The sequence below is a fragment of the Pseudomonas sp. 31-12 genome, assembly GCF_003151075.1.
GTDB lineage: Bacteria > Pseudomonadota > Gammaproteobacteria > Pseudomonadales > Pseudomonadaceae > Aquipseudomonas.
Genome location: NZ_CP029482.1, coordinates 196,937 through 221,393 on the forward strand (window position 1 = coordinate 196,937; position 24,457 = coordinate 221,393).

Annotated in this window: 24 protein-coding genes and 2 pseudogenes; 7 read left to right on the forward strand and 19 right to left on the reverse strand. The window is 56.7% G+C overall.

Features of this window, described 5'->3' with window-relative positions; genetic code table 11:
* The first annotated feature begins 4 nt into the window (after positions 1–4).
* The 4 genes from DJ564_RS32675 (at position 5) to DJ564_RS00900 (ending at position 3,778) form a co-directional block, all read left to right on the forward strand.
* On the forward strand, positions 5–103 hold the full coding sequence (locus tag DJ564_RS32675; protein ID WP_371922014.1) for a hypothetical protein: 99 nt from the start codon (positions 5–7) through the stop codon (positions 101–103).
* A gap of 217 nt (positions 104–320) precedes the next feature.
* A complete protein-coding gene (locus tag DJ564_RS00890) occupies positions 321–1,274 on the forward strand; it encodes a TAXI family TRAP transporter solute-binding subunit (RefSeq protein ID WP_030128979.1) in 954 nt (317 codons plus the stop codon).
* An 81-nt stretch (positions 1,275–1,355) separates the two neighbouring features.
* The gene (locus DJ564_RS00895; RefSeq protein WP_109626954.1) at positions 1,356–3,383 is read left to right on the forward strand and encodes a TRAP transporter permease; all 2,028 of its coding nucleotides are present in this window, start codon (positions 1,356–1,358) and stop codon (positions 3,381–3,383) included.
* Complete coding sequence (locus tag DJ564_RS00900; protein WP_109626956.1) at positions 3,380–3,778, forward strand: DUF1850 domain-containing protein; 399 nt, start codon at positions 3,380–3,382, stop codon at positions 3,776–3,778. Before DJ564_RS00895 ends, DJ564_RS00900 begins: the two co-directional genes overlap by 4 nt.
* 72 nt (positions 3,779–3,850) lie before the next feature.
* On the opposite strand, the gene dctM is transcribed toward DJ564_RS00900, so the two are convergent.
* The 5 genes from dctM to DJ564_RS00920 form a co-directional block, all read right to left on the reverse strand.
* Positions 3,851–5,134 (reverse strand): C4-dicarboxylate TRAP transporter large permease protein DctM, encoded by a 1,284-nt coding sequence (gene dctM / locus DJ564_RS00905; RefSeq protein WP_109626958.1) that lies wholly within the window; start codon positions 5,132–5,134, stop codon positions 3,851–3,853.
* Positions 5,131–5,763, reverse strand: a complete 633-nt coding sequence (locus tag DJ564_RS00910) for a TRAP transporter small permease (protein WP_109626960.1) — start codon at positions 5,761–5,763, stop codon at positions 5,131–5,133. The genes dctM and DJ564_RS00910 overlap by 4 nt, the downstream gene beginning before the upstream one ends.
* 67 nt (positions 5,764–5,830) lie before the next feature.
* Positions 5,831–6,826, reverse strand: coding sequence for a TRAP transporter substrate-binding protein (locus DJ564_RS00915; RefSeq protein ID WP_109626962.1), 996 nt, complete (start codon positions 6,824–6,826; stop codon positions 5,831–5,833).
* Between the two features lie 274 nt (positions 6,827–7,100).
* On the reverse strand, positions 7,101–7,262 hold the full coding sequence (locus DJ564_RS32290) for a hypothetical protein (RefSeq protein ID WP_256597464.1): 162 nt from the start codon (positions 7,260–7,262) through the stop codon (positions 7,101–7,103).
* A gap of 93 nt (positions 7,263–7,355) precedes the next feature.
* The gene (locus DJ564_RS00920; protein ID WP_109626964.1) at positions 7,356–8,258 is read right to left on the reverse strand and encodes a universal stress protein; all 903 of its coding nucleotides are present in this window, start codon (positions 8,256–8,258) and stop codon (positions 7,356–7,358) included.
* A 387-nt stretch (positions 8,259–8,645) separates the two neighbouring features.
* On the opposite strand from DJ564_RS00920, the gene DJ564_RS00925 reads away from it, so the two are divergent.
* The 3 genes and pseudogenes from DJ564_RS00925 to DJ564_RS00935 form a co-directional block, all read left to right on the forward strand.
* Positions 8,646–9,620, forward strand: a complete 975-nt coding sequence (locus DJ564_RS00925) for a TerC family protein (protein WP_109626965.1) — start codon at positions 8,646–8,648, stop codon at positions 9,618–9,620.
* Between the two features lie 411 nt (positions 9,621–10,031).
* Entirely contained in the window at positions 10,032–11,417 is a 1,386-nt protein-coding gene (locus DJ564_RS00930) for a nodulation protein NfeD (RefSeq protein ID WP_109626967.1), read from the forward strand.
* A gap of 48 nt (positions 11,418–11,465) precedes the next feature.
* Positions 11,466–11,708: pseudogene (locus DJ564_RS00935) on the forward strand (slipin family protein); the annotation flags it as partial.
* A 75-nt stretch (positions 11,709–11,783) separates the two neighbouring features.
* On the opposite strand, the pseudogene DJ564_RS32680 reads toward DJ564_RS00935, so the two are convergent.
* From DJ564_RS32680 to DJ564_RS01000, 14 genes and pseudogenes are all read right to left on the reverse strand, one after another.
* Positions 11,784–11,942 (reverse strand): annotated as a pseudogene (locus DJ564_RS32680) (BPSL0761 family protein); the annotation flags it as partial.
* A 62-nt stretch (positions 11,943–12,004) separates the two neighbouring features.
* Complete coding sequence (gene glmS, locus DJ564_RS00940; protein WP_109626969.1) at positions 12,005–13,840, reverse strand: glutamine--fructose-6-phosphate transaminase (isomerizing); 1,836 nt, start codon at positions 13,838–13,840, stop codon at positions 12,005–12,007.
* Position 13,841: 1 nt separating this feature from the next.
* Positions 13,842–14,621 (reverse strand): DeoR/GlpR family DNA-binding transcription regulator, encoded by a 780-nt coding sequence (locus DJ564_RS00945; RefSeq protein ID WP_178082333.1) that lies wholly within the window; start codon positions 14,619–14,621, stop codon positions 13,842–13,844.
* 215 nt (positions 14,622–14,836) lie between these two features.
* Complete coding sequence (glmU, locus tag DJ564_RS00950) at positions 14,837–16,204, reverse strand: bifunctional UDP-N-acetylglucosamine diphosphorylase/glucosamine-1-phosphate N-acetyltransferase GlmU (protein WP_109626973.1); 1,368 nt, start codon at positions 16,202–16,204, stop codon at positions 14,837–14,839.
* 116 nt (positions 16,205–16,320) lie between these two features.
* On the reverse strand, positions 16,321–16,746 hold the full coding sequence (locus tag DJ564_RS00955) for a F0F1 ATP synthase subunit epsilon (RefSeq protein WP_007969909.1): 426 nt from the start codon (positions 16,744–16,746) through the stop codon (positions 16,321–16,323).
* Positions 16,747–16,791: 45 nt separating this feature from the next.
* Positions 16,792–18,171, reverse strand: a complete 1,380-nt coding sequence (gene atpD, locus DJ564_RS00960) for a F0F1 ATP synthase subunit beta (protein WP_008155715.1) — start codon at positions 18,169–18,171, stop codon at positions 16,792–16,794.
* Positions 18,172–18,198: 27 nt separating this feature from the next.
* A complete protein-coding gene (gene atpG / locus DJ564_RS00965) occupies positions 18,199–19,059 on the reverse strand; it encodes a F0F1 ATP synthase subunit gamma (RefSeq protein WP_109626974.1) in 861 nt (286 codons plus the stop codon).
* A gap of 50 nt (positions 19,060–19,109) precedes the next feature.
* On the reverse strand, positions 19,110–20,654 hold the full coding sequence (gene atpA, locus DJ564_RS00970; RefSeq protein WP_008007884.1) for a F0F1 ATP synthase subunit alpha: 1,545 nt from the start codon (positions 20,652–20,654) through the stop codon (positions 19,110–19,112).
* Between the two features lie 21 nt (positions 20,655–20,675).
* Positions 20,676–21,212 (reverse strand): F0F1 ATP synthase subunit delta, encoded by a 537-nt coding sequence (locus DJ564_RS00975; RefSeq protein ID WP_109626976.1) that lies wholly within the window; start codon positions 21,210–21,212, stop codon positions 20,676–20,678.
* Between the two features lie 12 nt (positions 21,213–21,224).
* On the reverse strand, positions 21,225–21,695 hold the full coding sequence (locus DJ564_RS00980; RefSeq protein WP_109626978.1) for a F0F1 ATP synthase subunit B: 471 nt from the start codon (positions 21,693–21,695) through the stop codon (positions 21,225–21,227).
* A 56-nt stretch (positions 21,696–21,751) separates the two neighbouring features.
* A complete protein-coding gene (gene atpE / locus DJ564_RS00985; RefSeq protein WP_002555987.1) occupies positions 21,752–22,009 on the reverse strand; it encodes a F0F1 ATP synthase subunit C in 258 nt (85 codons plus the stop codon).
* Positions 22,010–22,142: 133 nt separating this feature from the next.
* Positions 22,143–23,012: a F0F1 ATP synthase subunit A gene (atpB, locus tag DJ564_RS00990; RefSeq protein ID WP_010465471.1), complete on the reverse strand. Its 870-nt coding sequence runs from the start codon at positions 23,010–23,012 to the stop codon at positions 22,143–22,145.
* Between the two features lie 16 nt (positions 23,013–23,028).
* Entirely contained in the window at positions 23,029–23,436 is a 408-nt protein-coding gene (locus DJ564_RS00995; protein WP_010465473.1) for a F0F1 ATP synthase subunit I, read from the reverse strand.
* A gap of 148 nt (positions 23,437–23,584) precedes the next feature.
* On the reverse strand, positions 23,585–24,457 hold the full coding sequence (locus tag DJ564_RS01000) for a ParB/RepB/Spo0J family partition protein (protein WP_109626980.1): 873 nt from the start codon (positions 24,455–24,457) through the stop codon (positions 23,585–23,587).

The window sequence follows — 24,457 nt, forward strand, 5'->3', positions numbered from 1 at the left end:
TATTGTGAGTTTGAGACTGGCTGCCCAAAACCTCCATCGCCAATTGAAAGAATGGAAAACCGCGTTCGGTGCAGATGTCGTTGAGTCGTGGCGCACTCAATAACATCATTTGTAAGTACAAAGGGCCCTGTGAGGGTAATGCCAGTCAGCTAGGCTGACTGGCATTTTTTTCGGGGGTGAGAATCCCGATTAGGCGTCATCGCAGCGACCGATTGAGAAGCCCAAAATTATTAAGCTAACTCAGCTTCCCACTCAAGGCGTTGGTTTCGACTACAGTAGAAAGACTCTGCATAAAGCCATAACAAGACGGAGAGTTTTCCATGCGAGTAAACAAACGCTTTAGCCTCTTTGCGGCCACCGCTGCGTTGACAGTCTCGTGCGCTGCTAACGCCGCACCGGTGTTCATAAACATCCTTACAGGTGGTACTAGCGGGGTTTATTACCCCATTGGGGTTGGGCTGTCACAGATATACAGCGATGGGATACCGGGGGCGAAGACTTCTGTCCAAGCGACCAAAGCATCGGTGGAAAATCTCAACCTTTTACAAGCTGGGCGCGGGGAGCTCGCTCTGGCGCTTGGGGACTCTGTCGCTGATGCAAAAAACGGAGTGGAAGATGCCGGATTTAAGGCCCCGCTGACAAAGTTGCGAGCAATTGCCGGAGCCTATCCGAATTACATTCAAATTGTTGCGAACAAAGAGTCCGGCATCAAAACCTTGGCGGATCTGAAAGGGAAAACCATCTCCGTCGGCGCCCCCAAGTCCGGTACCGAGCTGAACGCGCGTGCGATCTTCAAAGCTGCGGGATTGACGTACGAAGACATGAGCAAAGTCCAATACCTACCCTTTGCGGAGTCGGTCGAGCTGATCAAAAACCGTCAGTTAGATGCCACGCTTCAGTCCTCGGGGTTAGGAATGGCGGCTATCCGCGACCTTTCCTCAACCATGCCATTGAACTACGTCTCCATCCCTCCCGATGTGGTTTCGAAAATCGGCAATGCCGCGTATCAGCCTGCACAAATTCCAGCCAATACCTATGACGGACAGCCTGAGTCAGTGCCTACGGTGGCGATCACTAATATTTTGGTGACGCGCGAGGATGTCTCGGATGACGTTGCCTACCAGATGACCAAGCTGATGTTCGAAAACCTCACTCGTTTAGGTAATTCTCACTCAGCCGCCAAGGACATCAAGTTGCAAAACGCTGCCAAGAATCTGCCCATTCCACTTCACCCCGGCGCCGAGCGCTACTACAAGGAAGCTGGAGCGCTGTAATCCAAAAATGCGCCACGGGGATGGTCGCTAGAGCGATAGAGCGGTTCGTACCCTTCTATGTAGTTTTGAGGCAGGTACCCAATGAGCGAAGATCATCATGGCATAGCCGCCAATCCACGCGACTGGCCTAAGACGCTGTTCTACGTGGCGTTGTTGTTTTCAGTTTTCCAGATTATCACCGCTGCGTTTGCACCTGTTTCCAGCCAGGTGCTGCGCGCGGTGCACGTTGGTTTCCTGCTGTGGGTGGTGTTTTTAAGTTACCCGGCGTATGGCAGAGCACGTCCTTGGCAGCCGTTGGCCTGGATATTGAGTCTCGCTGGGATTACCACTGCCTTGTATCAATGGTTCTTCGAGGCGGATTTGATCCAGCGTTCGGGTGACCTGACATCTGCAGACATGGTGGTTGGGCTGGTATTGATCGCATTGGTGTTTGAGGCGGCTCGTCGGGTGATGGGTATCGCATTGCCCGTCATCTGTGGACTGTTTTTGGCATACGGTTTATTGGGTGAATACCTGCCAGGCGACTTGGCACATCGAGGCTACGGATTCGATCAAATCGTCAACCAGTTGTCCTTCGGCACCGAAGGTCTCTACGGGACACCCACCTACGTTTCCGCTACCTATATTTTCCTGTTCATTTTGTTCGGTTCCTTTCTTGAACAGGCCGGCATGATCAAATTGTTCACAGATTTCGCGATGGGACTGTTTGGCCACAAACTCGGGGGGCCGGCAAAAGTATCGGTAGCGTCATCGGCTTTGATGGGGACGATTACAGGTTCAGGCATTGCAAACGTTGTCACGACAGGACAGTTCACAATTCCATTGATGAAGCGCTTCGGCTACAAGGCAGCATTTGCTGGCGGCGTAGAGGCGACTTCGAGCATGGGCAGCCAACTGATGCCGCCTGTGATGGGGGCTGTCGCCTTTATTATGGCGGAAACAATTAATGTCCCATTTGTAGAGATCGCTAAAGCTGCGTTAATTCCAGCCATCCTGTATTTCGGTTCGGTATTCTGGATGGTTCACCTTGAGGCAAAACGCTCCGACCTTAAAGGGCTACCCAAAGACCAATGTCCCAGCGCATGGGGTGCGGTAAAGGAAAGCTGGTATTTGCTGATTCCGCTTTTTGTCCTGGTCTACCTGCTGTTTTCCGGACGTACCCCGCTATTCTCCGGAATGGTGGGGCTGGCGCTAACAGCCATCGTTATTCTCGGTTCGGCAATCATTCTTCGGGTGTCCAGTTTCGCGATGCGGTGTGCGTTCTGGATCGCTCTTGGTGTCCTCTGCGTCGGTTTTTTCCAGTTGGGTATCAGCGTGATCTTTGCGGTGATCGCCACGTTAGTGGTCATCTGCTGGTTCATTCAGGGAGGCCGAGCAACCCTGAGTATTTGCCTGCATGCCTTGGTCGAAGGTGCTCGTCATGCTGTGCCGGTCGGGATTGCTTGCGCGCTAGTGGGAATCATCATCGGTGTAGTGTCATTGACGGGCATAGCCTCGACCTTCGCCGGTTACATACTGGCCATCGGCAGGGATAACTTGTTGTTGTCACTCATACTGACGATGGTTACCTGCCTGGTGTTGGGTATGGGTATCCCGACGATTCCCAACTACATCATCACCAGTTCGATTGCAGCACCCGCTTTGCTTGAGTTGGGTGTGCCGCTGATCGTGTCGCACATGTTTGTTTTCTATTTCGGAATTCTTGCAGACCTTACCCCACCGGTTGCCTTGGCATGCTTTGCCGCAGCGCCCATTGCCAAGGAAACAGGATTCAAGATCAGTCTGTGGGCGGTTCGTATTGCACTGGCAGGCTTCGTCATTCCTTTCATGGCGGTCTACAACCCTGCGCTCATGATGCAAGGCGACAATTTGTGGATGACGGCCTATATGTTGGTGAAGACGATGTTGGCCGTTGGCCTCTGGGGAATGGCGTCCACAGGTTATCTGCAACAAAAGATGCCGATTTGGGAGCGGTTATTGAGTTTCGCCGCAGGTGCTTTGTTGGTCGTTGCGCTGCCTTGGACTGACGAAATCGGTTTCGTGCTGGGTGTGTTGATGATACTTCAGCATGTCTGGCGGTCTCGTCGTGCGGGACTGGCCAAAGCATGATGGGCTTGTGCCTGGGTCTGGCCGGCGTCGCCTGGGCTCAACTCCCAATCTCAAGCTTTACACTGGCTTGGAATCACACAATTGAAAAAATTCGTTGGGAAGAAGACTACCGCGTCTCGAAACAGGGACTTGTGCTTACTGAGGCCAGGGTCAAAGGGAATGGCGCAGGCATGGAAATTCCCCCTGAGGCCAGGTTGGAAAAAGGCAGTTGGCACTATCAACGTCACCTGCCGCCCTTGCAGCCTCTGAGTCTGGGACGCACCCCGCAAGCAGGTGACTACCAGTTATGCTTCGATCAGCAATGTCATGAGATGAGCGAGTGGCTAGGGCCACCCGTCAGCAATCCGTCCTCAGTGGAGCTATGGAGTTGCTGGACGGACTCAGGACAACACTAAGTGGCCGGGGTAGCACAAACGTGAAGCCCTGTCCGGATACTGACGAACGTCCAGTACCCGGACAGGCAGGCATCAACTCATGCCCAGCCAGTTTGGCAAAGCCAGGGAGATCCAAGGCACGTAGGTAATCAGAATCAGGAACAGGAGCAGGATCATCAGCCACGGCATGGCGGCTCTGATGGTTGCCGGCAGTGTCATACCCGTCACAGCAGAGGTCACGAACAGGTTCAGACCCACGGGCGGCGTGATCAAGCCGATCTCCAGATTCACCACCATAATGATGCCCAGGTGAATGGGATCGATACCCAGCTTCATGGCGATGGGGAAGAGGATCGGTGCCAGGATCAGGATGATGGCCGAGGGTTCCATAAAGGCCCCTGCAATCAACAGCACAATGTTCACCACCAGCAGGAACATCACCGGTGTCAGCCCCGCTTCAATCACCCACGCGGTGATCTGTTGCGGTAGCTGCTCGGTCGTCAGCACATGGGCGAAGAGCATGGCGTTGGCAATAATGAACATCAGCATGATGCTCAGCTTGGCTGAGTCGAGCAGGACTTTTGGCGTTTCGCGAAACGTCAGGTCTTTGTAGACGAACAAGGCGATGAAGGCCGAGTAAACGGCCGCCACCGCCGCAGCTTCAGTCGGGGTGAACATCCCGGAGTAGATACCTCCCAGGATGATGAGCATCAGCAATAAGCCCCAGATCGCCTTGCGTGCGGTGCCAAGCCACTCACGGAACGTCGCGCGCGGCATGGCGGGCAGGTTTTTCTTCACGGCGACGATGTAGATCGCCACCATCAACGCCAGCCCCAGCAGCAGGCCTGGTAACACGCCCGCCATAAACAGTTTGCCGACAGACGTTTCGGTCGCGGCTGCGTAGACCACCATGACGATCGAGGGTGGAATCAGGATGCCCAGGGTCCCCGCGTTACAGACGATCCCCGCACCGAAGGCCTGCGGATAACCGGAGCGGACCATGCCGGCAATGGCAATTGAACCCACCGCGGCGACAGTGGCCGGGCTCGATCCGGAAAGGGCCGCGAACAACATGCACGCCAACACGGCAGCGATGGCCAGACCACCACGGATATGGCCGACACAGGCATTGGCAAAGTCAATCAGCCGCCGAGCGACGCCACCGGTGGTCATGAAGGCCCCCGCGAGCAGAAAGAACGGGATGGCCAGTAGCGTGTAGTGCTCCGACGTCTCGAACAGTTTGATCGCCAGTGAGCGCACGGAGTCCGGGCTGAAAAAAACGATGGTCAGTGAGCCCGCCAACCCCAGGGAGATGGCAATGGGAACACCGATAAACATCAGCACGAACAGCGATATAAACAGGAAGGCAATGGTCATGACTTGTCATCCTCGTGTTCAGTCAGTTTCATCGCATCGGCGGCTTCATCGGCCAAGCCCAGGCCGGTCTGCCTGTTTTGCAGGATGCGCACGAGAATTTCAGCGAAACGGATGAAGACCAAGGCGAACCCTACGGGGACGATCAACCCGATGTGCCATTGCATGATCCCGTACTGGCCCAGGTCTTCGGCACCTATGCGCGCAATCATCAGGGTCTGGATCCACCCGAAACTGGCAATGCTGAGCAGTCCGGCATAAGTCAGGCAGAAAAGACACGCGATGACGCCAATGAACCGTTGCATCGGTTTGCTGGCCAGCCTGACCAGCGCGTCGACGCCGATATGGCCTGCCGTGCGGACGCCGTACGACAGCCCGAAAAATATCAGCCAGCCAAACAAGGCCTTGGTCAGTGAGGTGCTCCAGGTCATCGCCTGGGCCATTCCCATGACCCCGTCGCCGATGGCGAACAGCGATTCGCTGGCGCCTTCCCAGCTCTCGGCGAGGCTGTAGAACAGGGTGTAGAGATTGTTGAGGACAACGTAGACAAATGTTACCAACGTCATGGCGGCCAGAAGAAAGACGATGAAGCCTTCCTCGAAGTGTTCCCAGATGCGCCGAAAAGCATTCATGGATGGCATCTCCTCTAGCGGATGACAGGCAGGTGCTGCCAGGACGGCAACACCTGTCCTCCACCGATCATTGGGCCTGGTTGGCAGCTTCAGCAGCAGTGATCAGATCGGCGCCGATATCGCCTTCGAACTTCTTCCACACGGGCTTCATCGCGACACGCCATTGGTCGCGTTGCTCAGGCGTCAGGGTGATGATCTCGGTAGTTTTGGCCGCAATGATGCTCTGCTTGGCGTTCTGATTGAGTTGCTCGGCCTCTTTGTTCACATGGGCGGTGACTTCGACGAGGATCTTTTCCAGTTCGCCACGAAGCTCCGGCGATAAACCGCTCCAGAACTTGGTGTTGGTGATTAGCATGTAGTCCAGTACACCGTGGTTGGATTCGGTGATGTACTTCTGCACTTCATGCATTTTCTGGCTGTAGATGTTCGAGTAAGGATTCTCCGCGCCGTTGACGACACCGGTCTGCAAGCCTTGATAAACCTCGGCGAAGCTCATCTTGCGTGGATTGGCGCGTATGACCTTGAACTGCTCCTCGAGCACTGCAGAGGCCTGCACCCGGAACTTCAGGCCACGGGCATCACCCGGCACTCGTAGCGCTTTGTTCGCGGACAGTTGTTTCATCCCGTTGTGCCAATAGGCCAGTCCTGTGATGTTTTTGTCTTCCATGGACTTGAGCAGTCCCTGGCCCTGCGGGCTCAGCTGGAAGCGGTCAACAGCGGTGATGTCATCAAACAGGAAAGGCAGGTCGAACAGTTGAACGGTCTTGGTGTAGTGCTCGAACTTGGCCAGCGACGGTGCAATCATCTGTACGTCCCCGAGCAGTAAGGCCTCCATCTCTTTGCCATCGCCAAACAACGAGGAGTTGGGGTAGACCTCGACTTTGACCTTGCCGGGCAAGCGTTCTTCCACCAGTTTCTTGAACAACAGGGCGCCCTGGCCTTTGGGAGTCTGCTCTGCGACGACGTGGGAAAATTTTATAATTACCGGGTCTGCAGCCATGGCCGTACTCATGGTGCCAAGAGCAAGGGCGCAGGCGACTGCTTTCCACATAGGCTTGAACATTGGGGGGATTCCTCTTGTTTTGGTTTTTCGTACAGTTCCATGCTCCGAAAGCATGTGCACGGCGGACAAGAGCAAGTCTAGGCAGAAAACTGGAATTTGGAGGGTGATGACTGAATGTAGTTAGAAATCTTGTACGTAATAAGGTGCTGCCTCTGGAAACAACTTATTACAATTAATGTTTGAGACGATTGCGATAAGGGGTAGCGGTTTTAAGAGCCATCTATACCGATGACAATCTCATCATCGATCAACGCACCACAACAAGGGCACCTACTTAGCTCATGCTCATCGCTTCAGAATAAGAGGGTATATAGGTCAGTTGGCCTTTTTGCCGACGACGTCCATTTCGATCGGGAGTCTTAGTAAAAAACACGGAAATTTCTTCGTCCTCCAATGGCTTGAACAACGTTCCGGACTCGTCCTCGGTGATGGTCATGCGTAGACCGCCTAAGGGTCAGCTGAAGTCAGCAGCTTGGGTCAAAACCACATCAGCACCAACAGCCGGCTGCGATAGTGGCGGTTTTTTCGTTCAGTGATCCGCTTCTCCCTTGATGGCCAAAACGCTGCAGGGCACCTGATACAGAACATGCTCCGTGGTACTGCCAATCAGCTTGTCCACCCCTTTGTGATGGGTATTTCCCATTACGAAGACATCCGCTCGAGTATGAGTCGCAAAGTCGGCCATCGCTTTGGTTGGTGGCCCTGCAATGAAGTGTTGTCGCTCAGGTGGCACGCCGTAGCGTCCAGCCAAGGCAACGAAGCACTTTTCAAGTGACCGGCGCACATCGTTGCTGAAGCCGGGCATCGTCACGGCGCCAGCACCTGCATCAGAGAAATGTGTGTGTGTCAGTTCATAGGCATACAGCATGTGCAATTCAGCATCACATTGCGTCGCCAATTCGTTCGCCGCCTGAATGACGCTGTCGTTGATTCCGCTGATCTGACCCTCTGGATGCGATGGATCAACCGCCGCCACAATCACCCGAGGAAGCGGACACCTGACTTCGCTGACCAGATGTATGGGGGTCGGACATTCGCGCAATAGTTGCCAATCCAAAGGCGTGACGAATACGCGTTTGAGCGCTGATTCATGATGTACGTCCTTGATAATCAGGTCCGGCTGCATTTCAGCCACATGCCCGAGGATCTCTTGCAGCGGGTCACGGGTCAATGCAACTTCGGTGGTCACATTGATGCCCTTCCTGCGCATGAGTTCGGCCTCATCCGTCAACCACTGCAGGTTCTCCTGCCGGCAACTCTCACGAAGTTGTGCACTGTTGCTCATTAACCGCATAAGGTCGAAGTCTTCGATGAACACCGCAATATGCAGCGCTGCGCCTGTGGCATCGGCAAGTGCGATTGCCCGCTCCATCGCCGGCGAGTGACGCATGGTTGGACCTGCGATCAGAAAGAGTCGTTGATACTGCCTCATGTGACACCTCCAAACGTTCCGGGTTATCCGCTAGCGCCCCCAGCACTCTCGCTTGTCCCACCATTGGCGATCTTTTATCGCCTCAACTACCTGGATCGACACTATCAATATACGCCTGCATCACCGGCTTACCAGTTGCCAAGCCTGTCGAAGGGTGTAGCAGACCTTTTCATCACGATCGAGCAGGAGACGGGACTGCTGGAGCCGCGCGCCATGCCACCCGTCTTGAGCACGGAGCAGAACCAATTCGATTGCCGGTAAATGAGTACTTGAATCAATACTTCGTAAAAAACGAACTATTCGCAACGAATAAACGATTTTTGTTGATGTAACAGGCTCGTTAGCATGACTCCTCCAGCCTATTGCTGCTTCATGCGGAGACAGTAAATGACCGCCATCAGCGTCGGCCAATCCTGGATGTGGGCCGCCTTCATCGTGTTCGTCCTTGCCATGCTGGCGCTCGATCTGTTCGTCTTCGGCGGACGCAAGGCGCATCGTGTTTCGGTGCGCGAAGCGCTGGCCTGGGTCATCGCCTGGACCAGTTTGGCGTTGATCTTCGCCGTCCTGCTCTGGTGGTATCTGCGCAGCATGTTCGGCGCCGAAGTGGCCCAGCGTACAACGCTCGAATTCCTGACGGGCTACCTGATCGAGCAGTCGCTGTCGATCGACAACATGTTCGTTTTCGTGATGATCTTCGGCTACTTCGCCGTGCCGCCAGAGTTGCAGCGCCGCGTCCTGCTTTATGGCGTGCTGGGCGCCATCATCATGCGGGCCGGTATGATTTTCGCCGGTGTCTGGCTGGTGCAGGAATTTGCCTGGCTACTCTATGTCTTCGGTGCTTTCCTCGTCATCACCGGCATCAAGATGCTGATCTTCGCCAACCAGCAGCCAGACCTCGAAAAGAACCCTTTGCTGCGCTGGATGCGTAGCCATCTTCGCATCACCGACGGCTTTCATGGCGAGCGCTTCTTCGTGCGTCAGAACGGCCTGCTCTGGGCGACGCCGATGTTCCTGGTGCTGGTACTGATCGAGGCCAGCGATTTGGTGTTCGCGGTCGATAGCATCCCGGCTATCTTCGCCGTCACCACCGACCCCTTCATCGTGTTCACCTCCAACATCTTCGCCATCATGGGCCTGCGCGCACTGTATTTTCTGCTTGCCGACATGGCCAACCGCTTCCACTTGCTCAAATATGGCCTGGCCATCGTACTGGTGTTCATCGGCGGCAAAATGCTGGTCGCGCCGTGGTGGCACATGCCGATCCAATGGTCGCTGACCACAGTCGGCGGCGTCATATTGATTTCGGTATTGTTGAGCCTGACTTTGACGAAGAGCAAAACACGGGTTATGGGAGAACAATGATGAATCAGAGATGTTGGCGCTGAGGCGGTTTTGACCCAGGCTACCGGAAATCAATGGCCTACCCGAATACTTGGTAATCGATGGTCTAATGCGTGTCTTCACAGGCCGCCTAAGGGGCAGCTGAAGTCAGCAGCTTGGGTCAAAACTGCACCTGCACCAACATATATAGATCCGACATCTAGCTAATATCCTATCGGTCGATACACGACTCAGCATCGTCAGGAGTAGCTGTATCGCGGTTTCGCGCTCTGGATCATTAGGATCAAGAGCGCAGTACGGTGACGCGAGATCTTGGCGAACAGTTTCGGCACTTGCCCTGCATTAACCGCCGCGCCTGCATCGCCCTTGACTGACTCAACTACGCTTTAAGTGAAGGTTGCAGGCTGCCGAACCCGCAATCAGGAGGGTCCCATGAACAGTCGCTGGTGGTGCCGCCTGCTCCTGCTGATGATACTGGTCGGGTTGCCGATGGGGTCAGTGACGGCTGCGGGCAGCATCGTGGTCCTGACGGTCAACGATGCCATCGGCCCGGCCAATGCCGACTACGTCGTGCGGGGCCTGACGCGTGCGGAGACCGAGGGCGCACAGTTGGTGGTCATCAAGCTCGACACCCCCGGCGGGCTGGACACTTCGATGCGCTTGATCATCAAGGCGATTCTGGCCAGCCCTCTGCCAGTGGCCAGTTTCGTCGCCCCCAGTGGCGCACGTGCGGCCAGCGCCGGCACCTATATCCTATATGCCAGCCACGTTGCCGCCATGACCCCGGGCACCAATCTGGGCGCCGCTACGCCGGTGCAGATCGGCGGCCTGCCCGGGACCGCGCCAGATCCACCGCGCCCACCAGCGGCACCTGCCACCGACAAAAACTCACCGCCCGAGCCGCTGGATACCCTGGCTCGCAAACAGATCAACGATGCAGCGGCTTACATCCGCGGCCTAGCGCAACTGCGCGGACGTAACGCCGACTGGGCCGAACAAGCGGTACGTGAATCGCTCAGCCTGTCGGCCGACGAAGCGCTCAAACTCAAGGTGGTCGATTATGTGGCCAATGACGTAGCGGACCTGCTCAAGCAACTGGACGGTAAGAGCCTGAATGTCGCCGGTCAGACGTTGAAGCTGAGTACCGCCGGGGCTGCACTCATCGATCATGCGCCTGATTGGCGCACACAACTGCTGGCGGTGATCACCAACCCCAGCGTGGCATTGCTGCTGATCATGTTCGGGGTCTATGGGTTGATATTCGAATTCATGAACCCAGGGTCAGGTGTCGGTGGAGTACTCGGTGGTATCTGCCTGTTGCTGGGGTTGTATGCCCTGCAACTGTTGCCCGTGAATTACGCCGGGGTCGGACTGATTCTGCTAGGGCTCGCCTTCATGATCGCCGAGGCGTTTCTACCGAGTTTCGGTGTAATCGGCTTCGGTGGGGTGGTTGCTTTTGTAGTGGGCGCAGTGATTTTGATGGACACCGATGTACCGGGCTTCGGCATTCCGTTGGCGCTGATCATCGGCATGGCACTGATCAGCGCCCTGTTGCTAATGACTCTGGTCGGCATGGCGCTCAAGGCCCGACGCCGTGCCTTGGTCAGCGGCGATGCGGGCTTGGTTGGCAGCCTGGCCACGGTGACGGGGCTGCTGCCGGGTCTGCCGATGAGCGGCTGGGTGCAACTGCAGGGCGAAAAATGGCAAGTTCAGAGCCGCTCGCCTCTGCACCTGGGCCAACAGGTCCGGGTGGTGGCACGCACGGGCGTGAAGCTGGACGTCATTGCACCGGATGAAACGCCACCGCGAGGAGGTTGATCCATGTTCGTCGAATTGGGTTTTGGCGCGCTGCTCGCCTTGCTCCTCATCGCCAAGCAAGCCGAGGCTGAGCGTGAACGGCGGGCCAAGGTGATACACGCCGAAGGTGAATTGCAGGCTTCGGAGAAGCTCATGCAGGCCGCCGAGATGCTTGGGCGCCAGCCTGGTGCCATGCAACTGCGCTATATGCAGACACTGGGTGCAATCGCTGGGGACAAGAGCTCGACCATTGTATTTCCGTTGCCGATTGAGTTTTTGAAAGGAATGGCCGATTTGTCGCAAAAGAAATGACCAACACCGGTGTAGCATCCAATGCGGCAGCTCGAGAACCATCTCGTTCAGCATGAAGTGCTGAAGGTGCTTGGCCCCCTGACGGACCGACTCTGGAACAGACTGGTCTCTCGCCAAGTCGCGCAAACAATCACCCGTTTGAATAATGCTACGAGTAAGTTCATGGGGCGTTTGAGGTTGGTCGCGGAGACTAAGGGAGGGTCGCCTGTAAGCGACCTCCCGATCGTGAGACAGTTTTCATTATCGCTGGACAGACTTTATTGTCTGAAAGCAGTGTTCAGTCAGCTGTGGATAACTTATTCCACCGTCACCGACTTCGCCAGGTTCCGTGGCTGGTCAACGTCCGTGCCTTTCAACACCGCCACGTAGTACGAGAGCAACTGCAGCGGGATGGTGTAGAGGATTGGCGACAGGATGTCGTGGATGTGCGGCATGTGGACAACGTGGGTACCCTCGCCGTTGGTCATGCCGGCCTTTTCGTCTGCGAAGACGATTAATTGGCCGCCACGGGCGCGGACTTCCTGGAGGTTGGACTTCAGCTTCTCCAGCAGTTCGTTGTTCGGTGCCACGGTGACCACGGGCATGTCGTTATCCACTAGCGCCAACGGGCCGTGCTTCAGTTCGCCCGCCGGGTAGGCTTCAGCGTGGATGTAGGAGATTTCCTTGAGTTTCAGGGCCCCTTCCATCGCTACCGGGAATTGCGCGCCACGACCGAGGAACAGGGTGTGGTTCTTCTCGGCGAACAGTTCGGCGATTTTCTCCACGGTGCTGTCCATGGCCAGGGCTTCGCCCAGACGTGTTGGCAGGCGGCGCAGTTCTTCAACCAGGGTGGCTTCGACGCCTTTGGCCAAAGTGCCGCGAACCTGACCCAGGGACAGAGTCAGCAACAGCAGGCCGACCAATTGGGTGGTGAAGGCTTTGGTCGAGGCCACGCCGATTTCGCGACCGGCCTGGGTCAGCAGGGTCAGGTCGGACTCACGCACCAGCGAGCTGATGCCGACGTTGCAGATCGCCAGGCTGGCGAGGAAGCCCAACTCCTTGGCGTTGCGCAAGGCGGCCAAGGTGTCGGCGGTTTCGCCGGACTGGGAAATGGTCACGAACAGCGTGTCTGGCTGCACCACGACTTTGCGGTAGCGGAATTCACTGGCGACTTCGACCTGGCACGGGATACCGGCCAGTTCTTCCAGCCAGTAACGGGCAACCATACCGGCGTGGTAGCTGGTGCCGCAGGCGACGATCTGTACGTTGCGAACCTTGGCGAACAACTCCGGGGCTTCCGGGCCGAAGGCTTGCACCAGAACCTGTTGTTGGCTCAGGCGTCCCTCCAGCGTGCGCTGCACGACCGTAGGCTGCTCGTGGATTTCCTTGAGCATGAAGTGGCGGTACTCGCCCTTCTCGGCGGATTCGGCGTTGTCGCCGTACTGCACGGCTTCGCGCTCGACGAGTTTGCCATCAACGTCCCAGATTTGAACGCTGTCGCGGCGAATCTCGGCGATATCGCCTTCTTCCATGTACATGAAACGGTCGGTGACCTGACGCAAGGCCAATTGGTCGGAAGCGAGGAAGTTTTCCCCCAGGCCCAGGCCAATCACCAGCGGGCTGCCACTGCGGGCGGCGACCAGACGATCCGGCTGGTCGGCGCTGATAACTGCCAGACCATAAGCACCGTGCAGTTCTTTGACGGTCGCCTTCAAGGCCACGGTCAGGTCGTGCAGATCCTTGAGTTTATGCGCCAGCAGGTGAGCGATGACCTCAGTGTCAGTGTCCGAGGTGAACACGTAGCCCTGGGCCTTCAACTGTTCGCGCAGGGCCTCGTAGTTCTCGATGATGCCGTTGTGCACAACGGCCAGGTTCTGCCCGGAGAGATGTGGATGGGCGTTGCGTTCGCAAGGGGCGCCATGGGTTGCCCAACGGGTATGGGCGATGCCCAGACGACCGATCAGCGGCGCCTCGGCCAGAGCTTGATCCAGCTCATTGACCTTGCCCGGACGACGGACGCGATCAAGGATCCCGTCGTTGGTGAAAACCGCCACACCGGCGCTGTCGTAGCCACGGTATTCCAGGCGTTTCAGACCTTCGAGCAGGATGGCGGTGATGTTACGTTCTGCGACTGCTCCGACAATTCCACACATGCTATTTCTCCTGACTGACAGCCGCGATAATCAAATTGATACCGCGGGCCTGAATCTGATCCCGTGCTTCAACTGGCAGGCGATCATCGGTAATAAGGGTATGGACACTGCTCCAGGGCAGTTCCAGGTTGGGAATCTTGCGGCCGATCTTGTCGGCCTCCACCATCACGATCACTTCACGGGCGACGTCAGCCATAACCCGGCTCAGACCCAGCAATTCGTTGAAGGTGGTGGTACCGCGAACCAGGTCGATGCCATCGGCACCGATAAACAACTGGTCGAAGTCGTAAGAGCGTAGTACTTGCTCGGCGACCTGCCCCTGAAAGGACTCGGAATGCGGGTCCCAGGTGCCGCCGGTCATCAACAGCACCGGCTCGTGTTCGAGTTCGCTCAAGGCGTTGGCCACATGCAGGGAATTGGTCATCACCACCAGCCCGGGCTGTTGACCGAGTTCCGGGATCATGGCGGCGGTGGTGCTGCCGCTGTCGATGATGATTCGTGCATGCTCGCGAATCCGCCTAACGGCGGCACGGGCAATGGCCTGCTTGTATTTGGAGACCGGTTGGCCGATGTCGGCGACCAGCTCCTGAGGCATGGTGATCGCTCCGCCATAGCGGCGCAGCAACAAACCATTACTTTCTAGCGCGGCCAAATCCTTGCGAACCGTAACTTCTGAAGTTTCGAAGCGCTTGGCCAGCTCATCCACACTGACTTCGCCCTGCTCATTGACCAAGGCGAGGATGTTGTGACGACGTTGGGGTGTATTGCGTTTCGACATGATCTGGTAAGTTTCGATTCGAAAGATAACGGAAGCAATCAAAACCTATCAGCGAAACTTCGTCAAGCGGGTGTAAGAAAAAATATCAGTGGATAAACGCATCGCGGGCAAGCCCGCTCCCACAAGGTCTTGCGAAATCCTTGTGGGAGCGGGCTTGCCCGCGATGACGATCAATCAGGCTGTGTATAACTAAAACCTGAAAACGCTATGTGGATAACTCAGCTCTTCTTGATCTTCACCGGCCGTTTCCAGCCATCGATATTCTTCTGGCGCGCGCGACCCACCGCCAACTGCGCGTTATCCACATTCTGGGTTATCGTCGAACCGGCCGCCGTCGTCGCACCGGAAGAGATATCCACAGGCGCCACCAACGAGTTGTTGGAACCGATGAACACATCTTCACCCAACACGGTTTTCCACTTATTGGCGCCGTCGTAGTTGCAGGTGATGGTGCCCGCGCCAATGTTGGTGCGCGCGCCGATCTCGGCATCGCCCAGATAGGTCAAGTGACCGGCCTTGGCGCCTTCACCCAGATGAGCGTTCTTCAGCTCTACAAAGTTACCCACATGCGCGCGAGCTTCCAGCACCGTACCTGGACGCAGGCGAGCGAACGGGCCGGCATCGCTGCCTTCGCCCAGGCTCGCGCCTTCGATATGGCTGTTGGCCTTGATCACCACGCCTTTGCGCAGGGTGCTGTCCTTGATCACGCAGTTAGGACCGATCACCACGTCATCTTCAATGACGACCTTGCCTTCGAGGATCACGTTGATGTCGATCAGCACGTCGCGGCCGACGGTGACTTCACCGCGCACATCGAAACGCGCCGGGTCGCGCAGGGTCACGCCTTGCGCCATCAGACGACGACCGGCGCGCAGCTGATAATGGCGCTCGAGCTCGGAGAGTTGCTTGCGATCATTGGCGCCCTGCACTTCCATGGCGTCATGGGGTTGCTCGGTAGCCACCACCAGACCATCGCTGACCGCCATTGCAATCACGTCGGTCAGGTAATACTCGCCCTGGGCATTGTTGTTGGAGAGGCGGCTCATCCAGCCACCCAATTGCGCGAAAGGCAGCGCCAGAATGCCGGTGTTGCCTTCGGTGATCGCACGCTCGGCTTCGTTGGCGTCTTTCTGCTCGACGATGGCCGTGACCTTGCCGGCGGCATCGCGGACGATGCGGCCGTAACCGGTCGGGTCATCCAGCTCGACGGTGAGCAGGCCCAGTTGCTGCGGGGCGACTTTCTTGAGCAGACGTTGCAGGGTTTCGACTTCAATCAACGGCACGTCACCGTACAGGATCAGTACGGTGTCGGACTTGATGAACGGCACGGCCTGAGCCACCGCGTGACCGGTACCCAGTTGCTTGTCCTGCAGCACGAAATTCAGATCGTCCGCCGCCAGACGCTCGCGCACCGCTTCGGCGCCATGACCGATCACGACGTGGATGCGCTGTGGATCAAGTTGCCGGGCGCTGTGGATAACATGACCAAGCATCGAGTTGCCGGCAATCGGATGCAGCACCTTCGGCAACGCCGAACGCATGCGAGTGCCTTGGCCGGCAGCGAGGATAACGATTTCAAGAGACATGACTGGCTACCAATCCTGGGTGGTCAGCGGCTGCGACCAGGTTATGAATATCGGAAAAGAAAAAAGGGTAGCCGAGGCTACCCTTTTTAATCAATCGCGCAACAAGCAATGGCCTATTAGTGGCCAAACTTCTTGCGGATCTGCTGGACGGTGCGCAGCTGAGCTGCAGCCTCGGCCAGACGTGCGGCAGCAGAACCGTAATCGAATTCCGCGCCCCGCTCATGCAAGGCCTTCTCGGCAGCCTTAACGGCTTCCTGAGCGGAGGCTTCGTCCAGGTCGGCAGCACGTTGCACGGTGTCGGCAAGAACCTTGACCATGTTCGGCTGAACCTCGAGGAAACCACCGGAGATGTAATACACCTCCTCTTCCCCGCCCTGCTTGACCAGGCGGATCGGGCCCGGCTTGAGATTAGTGATCAACGGCGCGTGACCCAGGGCGATACCAAGATCACCCAGTGCACCGTGCGCAATCACCATCTCGACCAGACCGGAAAAGATTTCCCCTTCCGCGCTGACGATATCGCAATGGACTGTCATAGCCATCTGATTGCCTCAACCTAAATTAGCGCCCGTTGCCGGGCGCCGGGATTACAGTTTCTTGGCTTTCTCGATCGCTTCTTCGATGCCGCCGACCATGTAGAACGCTTGTTCTGGCAGGTGGTCGTAGTCACCGTTGAGGATGCCTTTGAAGCCAGCAATGGTGTCTTTCAGGGAAACGTATTTACCCGATGCACCGGTGAAGACTTCAGCCACGAAGAACGGCTGCGACAAGAAACGCTGGATCTTACGAGCACGGTTTACCAACTGCTTGTCGGCTTCCGACAGCTCGTCCATACCCAGGATCGCAATGATGTCCTTCAGTTCTTTGTAACGTTGCAGAACATACTGTACGCCGCGAGCGGTGTCGTAGTGGTCCTGACCGATTACGTTCGGATCCAGCTGGCGCGAAGTCGAGTCGAGTGGATCGACCGCCGGGTAGATACCCAGGGAAGCGATGTCACGGGACAGAACGACGGTGGCGTCCAAGTGGGCGAAGGTGGTCGCTGGCGACGGGTCGGTCAAGTCATCCGCAGGTACGTATACCGCTTGGATCGAGGTGATCGAACCGTTCTTGGTCGAAGTGATACGCTCTTGCAGAGTACCCATCTCTTCGGCCAGGGTCGGCTGGTAACCTACTGCGGAAGGCATACGGCCCAGCAGTGCGGATACTTCAGTACCGGCCAGGGTGTAACGATAGATGTTGTCGACGAACAGCAGAACGTCGTTACCTTCGTCACGGAACTTCTCGGCCATGGTCAGGCCGGTCAGTGCTACGCGCAGACGGTTACCCGGCGGCTCGTTCATCTGACCGTAAACCAGTGCCACTTTGTCCAGAACGTTGGAATCCTTCATCTCGTGGTAGAAGTCGTTACCCTCACGAGTACGCTCACCCACACCGGCGAACACGGAATAACCGCTGTGCTCGATGGCGATGTTACGGATCAGTTCCATCATGTTTACGGTTTTGCCTACACCGGCACCACCGAACAGACCGACTTTACCGCCCTTGGCGAACGGGCAAACCAGGTCGATAACCTTGATGCCGGTTTCCAGCAGGTCGTTGCCGCCCGCTTGTTCAGCGAAGGTTGGCGCAGGACGGTGAATGCCCCAGCGCTCTTCGGTGTCGATCGGGCCAGCTTCATCGATCGGGTTGCCCAGTACGTCCATGATCCGGCCCAGAGTCGCTTTACCGACCGGTACGGAGATGGCTGCGCCGGAGTCGGTGACTTCCAAACCGCGCTTCAAGCCTTCGGTGGAACCCATCGCAATGGTACGAACCACGCCGTCGCCCAGCTGTTGCTGAACTTCGAGGGTGGTTTCAGCCGCGCTCACTACTTTCAGCGCGTTGTAGATGCTCGGTACGCTGTCGCGTGGAAATTCCACGTCGATAACGGCGCCGATGATTTGAACGATACGTCCGCTACTCATAGCTGGATCCTCTGAATATTTGAACCGTTAAACCGCGGCAGCGCCGCCGACGATTTCCGAGATCTCTTGGGTGATCGCAGCCTGACGCGCCTTGTTGTAGACCAGCTGCAAATCGCTGATCAAATCACCGGCGTTGTCGGTAGCGTTCTTCATCGCGATCATCCGCGCAGCTTGTTCCGCCGCGTTGTTCTCGACCACCGCCTGGTAGACCTGCGACTCCACGTAACGGACCATCAAGCCGTCAAGCAGCTCTTTGGCGTCCGGTTCGTACAGATAATCCCAGTGGTGCTTGAGTTCCTGATCCGGGGTTGCCACCAGTGGAATCAATTGCTCCACGGTAGGCGTTTGCGTCATGGTGTTGACGAACTTGTTGGACACCACGGACAGGCGGTCAATACGGCCGTCCAGGTAGGCATCCAGCATCACCTTGACGCTGCCGATCAGGTCATTGATCGACGGCTCTTCACCCAGGTGGCTGATAGCGGCTACGACGTTACCGCCGAAGTTGCGGAAGAAAGCCGCACCCTTGCTACCAACAACACACAGATCGATCTCGACGCCGTTTTCGCGGTTTACCGCCATGTCCTTGACCAAAGCCTTGAACAGGTTGGTGTTCAAGCCACCACACAGACCACGGTCACTGCTCACCACGACATAACCGACGCGCTTTACTTCACGGTCGAGCATGAACGGGTGGCGATATTCCGGGTTGGCGTTGGCCAGATGGCCAATAACCTGGCGGATGCGCTCCGCATAAGGACGGCTAGCAGCCATGCGCATTTGTGCCTTGCGCATTTTACTGACCGCCACTTTTTCCATGGCGCTGGTAATCTTTTGCGTGCTTTTGATGCTCGCAATCTTACTGCGAATCTCTTTTGCGCCTGCCATGTAACACCTATCAGGTTAGCAAGCGGGAGCCTTGCGGCTCCCGCTGCGGCTTACCAGGTTTGGGTGGCCTTGAACTTCTCGATACCGGCTTTCATGCCAGCGTCGATTTCGTCATTGAAGTCACCCTTCACGTTGATCTTCGCCATCAAATCGGCGTGATCGCGGTTGAAGAAAGCAATCAGCGCTTGTTCAAAGCTGCCGATCTTGGCGATTTCGACGTCAGTCAGGAACCCACGCTCAGCGGCATACAGCGACAGCGCCATGTCAGCGATCGACATTGGTGCGTATTGCTTCTGCTTCATCAGCTCGGTAACGCGCTGACCATGCTCAAGTTGCTTACGGGTCGCTTCGTCCAGGTCAGAAGCGAACTGGGCGAATGCCGCCAGTTCACGGTACTGAGCCAGAGCGGTACGGATACCACCGGAGAGCTTCTTGATGATCTTGGTCTGAGCGGCACCACCCACACGGGATACCGAAACACCGGCGTTCACAGCAGGACGGATCCCGGAGTTGAACATGGCCGATTCCAGGAAGATCTGACCGTCGGTGATGGAAATCACGTTGGTCGGAACGAACGCGGAAACGTCGCCAGCCTGGGTTTCGATGATCGGCAGTGCGGTCAGGGAACCGGTTTTGCCGGTCACTGCGCCGTTGGTGAACTTCTCTACGTATTCTTCCGAAACGCGGGATGCGCGCTCCAGCAGACGGGAGTGGAGATAGAACACGTCGCCTGGGTAAGCTTCACGGCCTGGTGGACGGCGCAGCAGCAGGGAAATCTGGCGGTAAGCCACTGCTTGCTTGGACAGATCGTCATAAACGATCAGCGCGTCTTCACCGCGGTCGCGGAAGAATTCACCCATGGTGCAACCGGAGTACGGTGCCAGGAATTGCAGTGCTGCAGATTCCGAAGCGCTCGCTGCCACGACGATGGTGTTAGCCAGTGCGCCGTTTTCTTCCAGCTTGCGAACCACGTTGGCGATGGTCGATTGTTTCTGACCGATTGCTACGTAGACGCAGAAAATGCCGCTGTCTTTCTGGTTGATGATCGCGTCGATCGCCAGAGCGGTTTTACCGATCTGACGGTCACCGATGATCAGCTCACGCTGGCCACGGCCGACAGGGATCATGGCATCGACAGCCTTGTAGCCAGTCTGTACAGGCTGGTCTACCGACTTACGCCAGATCACGCCTGGAGCAACTTTCTCGACCGCATCGGTCTCGGTGTTGTTCAGCGGACCTTTGCCGTCAACTGGGTTACCCAGTGCGTCGACTACGCGACCCAGCAGTTCCTTACCAACCGGAACTTCGAGGATGCGGCCGGTGCACTTGGCGCTCATGCCTTCAGCCAGTGACTGGTAGGAGCCCAATACAACGGCGCCTACGGAGTCTTGCTCCAGGTTGAGAGCCATACCGAAGACGCCGCCCGGAAACTCGATCATCTCGCCGTACATGACGTCGGCCAGACCGTGAATCCGCACGATACCGTCAGATACGCTGACGACAGTGCCTTCGTTACGGGCTTGGGAGGTCACATCGAGCTTGTCGATGCGGCCCTTGATAATTTCACTTATTTCGGAAGGATTGAGTTGCTGCATTGCTCTGCTGCCCCTTCAAACTCAAGATTTCAATGCTTCGGCAAGGCTCGCGAGTTTGCCGCGAACCGAGCCATCGATAACCAGGTCGCCGGCGCGGATGACAATGCCCCCAATAAGGGATTTGTCTTCCTCGACTTGCAGGCGCACTTCCCGGTTGAGTCGTGCACTGAGAACCTTGGCGAGTTTGTCTTGCTGTTCTTGGTTCAATGCAAAAGCACTGGTTACTTCAACGTCTACCGATTTCTCTTGTTCAGCCTTGTACAGGTCAAACAGAGCGGCGATCTCCGGCAGAAGCGGGAGACGGTCGTTTTCGGCAACGACGTGAATGAAGTTCTGTGCCTTGGCATCAAACTTGTCGCCGCACACGTCAATAAACGTGGCGGCCTTGTCTGCGCTCGTCAGTCGCGGGGCCTTGAGCACGCGCTGCATGGTGTCATCTTGCGACACTGCTGCAGCCAGGCCGAGCATGGCTGACCAAGAGGCCAGTTGCTGGTGGGCCTGGGCGTGCTCGAAGGCTGCCTTAGCGTAAGGTCGGGCCAACGTGGTCAATTCTGCCATGATCGCCCTCGCTTAAATTTCAGCAGCCAGTTTGTTTACCAGCTCCGCGTGCGCGTTTTGATCGATTGTGGAACCCAGGATCTTCTCGGCGCCAGAGACTGCCAGGTTACCCAGTTGGGCACGCAGCGCGTCTTTGACACTGTTCAGTTCCTGCTCGATCTCGGCCTGAGCCTGAACCTTCACACGGTCAGCGTCGATACGGGCTTTTTCAACAGCCTCTTCAACGATCTGGTTACCGCGTTTCTTGGCTTGCTCAATGATTTCGGCTGCCTGAGCTTTTGCTTCGCGCAGTTGCTGACCCGCTTTATCTTGGGCCAGCTCCAGGTCGCGAGCTGCTCGGGCGGCAGCGTCCAGTCCATCCGCGATCTTCTTCTGACGTTCGTGCAAAGCCGCGATGACCGGAGGCCACACGAACTTCATGCAAAACAGTACAAAAATGAAGAACGCAACGGACTGGCCAATCAGGGTTGCATTAATGTTCACGCCAACACCTCGCTCGTTCGTTGCACATCACACCAATTACTCGAAGGTTCGAGTAATTAGCCAGCGAGTTGACCAACGAATGGGTTCGCGAAAGTGAAGAACAGAGCGATACCAACACCGATCATGGTTACGGCGTCGAGCAGACCGGCAACGATGAACATTTTAACTTGCAGCATTGGAACCATTTCTGGCTGACGCGCTGCGCCTTCCAGGAACTTGCCGCCCAACAGGCCGAAACCAATTGCGGTACCCAGTGCGCCCAGGCCGATCAACAGTGCAACAGCGATAGCGGTTAGACCAACTACAGTTTCCATCTTTCCTCCCGACTTTTACGTCGTATGGTTTAGGTTTTTTAGATTTTAAAGCGGTAAAACAAATCGTTTCATAGCCCTGTTCGGGCACCCACCCGTTTGACCGGGTGGGACATCAGACTAGTCGAGACTGGTCTTAATGGTTCTCTTCGTGCGCCATCGACAGGTAAACGATGGTCAGCATCATGAAGATAAACGCCTGCAGGGTGATGATAAGGATGTGGAACACAGCCCACGCCCACTGCAGAACTACGCCCAGGCCGCTAAGCCAGAGCAGACCGCTGCCGAACATAACAGCAATCAGAATGAAGACCAGTTCGCCGGCGTACATGTTGCCGAACAGACGCAGTGCCAGCGAGATAGGCTTGGCGATCAGTGTCACGAACTCCAGCAGGAAGTTCACCGGAATCAGCAGGGCTTGAACGAAGATGTTCTTGCTGCCGAACGGGTGCAGAGTCAGCTCGCCGATGAAGCCGCCGATGCCCTTGACCTTGATGCTGTAGAAAATGATCAACGCGAACACCGACAGGGCCATGCCCAGGGTAGCGTTCGGGTCAGTGGTCGAAACGGCACGGAAAGGAATGTGCGCATCGCCAGTGATCAGGATGGCCAGCTGAGGAATCCAGTCGACCGGGATAAGGTCGACGGCGTTCATCAGGAAGACCCAGACGAAGATGGTCAGTGCCAACGGTGCGATCACCGGGCTACGGCCATGGAAGCTGTCTTTCACGCTGCCATCGACGAATTCGACCAATACTTCAACGAAGTTCTGCAAAGCACCAGGCTGACCGGAAGTCGCCTTCTTAGCCGCCATGCGGAAAAGAAGAACGAAGATCAGACCCAACGCGACCGACCAGCCGAGGGTATCGACGTGGAAAGCCCAGAAGCCCATTTCTTTGGCTTCTGCTGCGGTGTGGGCAAAACCCCACCCGCCAGTTGGGTGCTGACCGAAGGTCAGGTTCTGCAAGTGGTGCTGGATATAGCCCGAAGCGGTTGTCTCTGCCATGGTTGCCTCAAACGCCCTAAGGTCTCGAAAGTCTTGTTCTCATCAGCAGGGGCGCGAACCAGCTGACCAGTTGGGTCAACACGAAGACGCCGAATACAGCTAGCGGCGCCAATGGCTTCACACCTGCGAACGTCAATGCAAAGAGCACTGCCGTCAAAATCAGTTTGCCCGCCTCACCGGCATAAAAAGACCGGACGATGGCTTGGGCTGCTCGGGCGCCGGAAAACCGAAAGGCCCTGTGAGCGAAATAAACATTGGGCAGCAAGGCTATCAGGCCTCCGCAGAGTCCCGAGTACCCGGCAACGACTCCGTGCCATTGCCAGAGCGCCAAAGCGGCGATCAGCAAAACTACAAACTGAGCCATTAACACCGGAAAAACTGCCAGGCGATGGAACGGCAAGCGGTTTGGCGTGCGGCTTTCCATCACAATTACTCCCCAATGGTCGGCTGCCAGAATTCAATAACTTGGCATAATTTGTGCCGACAAAATGCGCGCAGAGTATAGGGGCGGTTCTGCCCCTATTCAACTGTCAGGTAGTGATTTCCGACTGCACGCTACATGAGGAAATGTTTCAGCGAATGTGTGCGAGCACACCCTGAAGCTCATCAAGGGAGTTGTAACCAATAACCAACTGCCCTTTCCCCTTCTTTCCGTGGCGGATCTGCACCGCAGAGCCTAGGCGTTCGGCCAGGCGCTGCTCGAGTCGGGCGATATCAGGGTCCGGTTTGACCGGTTCGGCAGGCTCCTGTTTGCCACTCAACCACTGGCGAACCAGTGCCTCAGTTTGGCGCACCGTCAGCCCCCGTGCGACAACATGTCGCGCCCCTTCAACCTGTTGATTCTCCGGCAAACCGAGCAAAGCACGGGCATGACCCATTTCCAGGTCACCGTGCGACAGCATGGTTTTGATAACTTCCGGCAACGCGATCAAGCGTAGCAGGTTGGCCACAGTCACGCGGGATTTGCCCACGGCTTCGGCCACTTGTTGCTGAGTCAGCTGGAATTCCTGCTGCAAACGCTGCAGGGCCACGGCTTCTTCGATCGGATTGAGGTCTTCACGCTGGATGTTCTCGATCAGCGCCATGGCGATCGCGGTTTCATCCGGCACATCGCGAACCATCGCCGGAATGGTTTCCTGGCCAGCCTGCTGGCTGGCGCGCCAGCGACGTTCACCGGCGATGATTTCGAAGCGACCGTTGCCGATCGGACGAACCACGATCGGCTGCATCACGCCCTGGGCCTTGATCGACTGCGCCAGCTCTTCCAGCGCCTGAGGATCCATGTCCCGACGCGGCTGGTACTTGCCGCGCTGGATCAGGTCCAGGGGCAGGTGCTGCAGCTCACGCTGATCGGCCTGCACCGCTTGTTCTTCCAGCGAGCTGACAGTCGGACCACTCAGCAGTGCATCCAGTCCACGTCCGAGACCTCGTTTCTTGACGGCCAT